2 protein-coding genes are annotated in these 1,569 nt (G+C 63.9%); both read left to right on the forward strand.

Annotation, left to right across the window (positions count from 1 at the left end):
• Positions 1–105: hypothetical protein (locus tag A9513_RS36505; RefSeq protein WP_255302855.1), on the forward strand; the 105-nt coding region annotated here is incomplete at its 5' end.
• 373 nt (positions 106–478) lie between these two features.
• Positions 479–1,569 (forward strand): cache domain-containing protein (locus tag A9513_RS14365; RefSeq protein ID WP_141678410.1); only part of this gene is annotated, 1,091 nt, incomplete at its 3' end.

The following is a 1,569-nucleotide window of genomic DNA, read 5'->3' on the forward strand; positions in this document are numbered from 1 at the left end:
AACCAGGAAGGCGTAGAAAACCTGCAGGCCACCCTGCGCGCCTGCGCCGACCTGGAGAACCAGGCCGGCCGCCTGCGCCACCTGGTGGACAGCTTCCGCATCTGATTACGGCGAAACGAAAAAGGCGCCTACGGGCGCCTTTTTTGTTCGCGAGTAAGCTCGCTCCTGCAGGAGGCCTGCCACCACCTGTATCACCACTGAAACACCCGCCACAGAGCCACACCTACCGTTCGTCCGACTCTTTCAAGCTTCCCCCGACCACGCCGAAATCAAGGGTGAAGGCCTTTGATAGCAACCAACAAACCGGGCCTGTCTTCACTGCCGGGACAAGGGAGTTCCGGCCAAGCCCGCCCGGCTACCCGCCGTGCCGGCGCCGTCCGTTTCACACCACGGGAACGGGCGCCCTGCGGCGACATCGGACCTGTCGCCCCGGACCAACGCCGTTCTGGCATCCCTCTACTTCCGGACTCGACGCAGCATGATCAAGAGCCTGAAATTCAGCCATAAGATCCTCCTGGCCGCTTCTCTTGTGGTTTTCTCGGCATTCGCCCTCTTCACCCTTTACAACGACTACCTGCAGCGCAACGCGATCCGCGAAGACCTCGAGGATTACCTGCGGGAAATGGGTGACGTGAGCGCCAGCAACATCCAGAACTGGCTCAGCGGCCGGATCCTGCTGATCGAGAGCACCGCCCAGACCCTGGCGCGCGACAGCGCGCCGGAGCACCTGGCCGCCCAGCTGGAACAGGACAGCCTGCGCAAGACCTTCAACTTCACCTACCTGGGCCAGGAAGACGGCACCTTCACCATGCGCCCCAACAGCGCCATGCCTGACGGTTACGACCCGCGCACCCGTCCCTGGTACAAGGATGCCGTCGCCGCTGGCGGCACCACGTTGACCGAGCCGTACATCGACGCCGCCACCCAGGAACTGATCATGACCGTCGCCACCCCCGCCCGGGCCGGCGGCAAGACCCTGGGAGTGGTCGGTGGTGACCTTGGCCTGCAAACCCTGGTGCAGATCATCAACTCGCTGGACTTCAGCGGCATGGGCTACGCCTTCCTGGTCAGCGGCGACGGCAAGATCCTGGTGCACCCGGACAAGAACTTCATCATGAAGTCCCTGGCCGACATCTACCCGCAGATCACCCCGAAGATCGGCGGCGGCTTCAGCGAGGCCGAGCTCAACGGCCAGACGCGCATCCTCAGCTTCACCCAGGTGAAGGGCCTGCCGTCGGTGAACTGGTATATCGGCCTGTCCATCGACAAAGACGCCGCCTACTCCATGCTGAGCAAGTTCCGCGCCTCGGCCATCGTTGCCGCGGCCATCGCCATCGTCGCCATCCTGCTCCTGCTGGGCATGCTGATCCGCGTGCTGATGCAGCCGCTGACCACCATGGGCCGCGCCATGGAAGACATCGCCCAGGGCGAAGGCGACCTGACCAAGCGCCTGAAGGTCGCCAGCAACGACGAGTTCGGCGTACTGGGCAATGCCTTCAACCGCTTCGTGGAGCGTATCCACGAGTCGATCCGCGAAGTGGCTTCGACCGCGCGCAGCCTGCACGACGT

Source organism: Pseudomonas sp. AU12215 (assembly GCF_001675465.2).
Classification (GTDB): Bacteria; Pseudomonadota; Gammaproteobacteria; order Pseudomonadales; family Pseudomonadaceae; genus Pseudomonas; species Pseudomonas nitroreducens.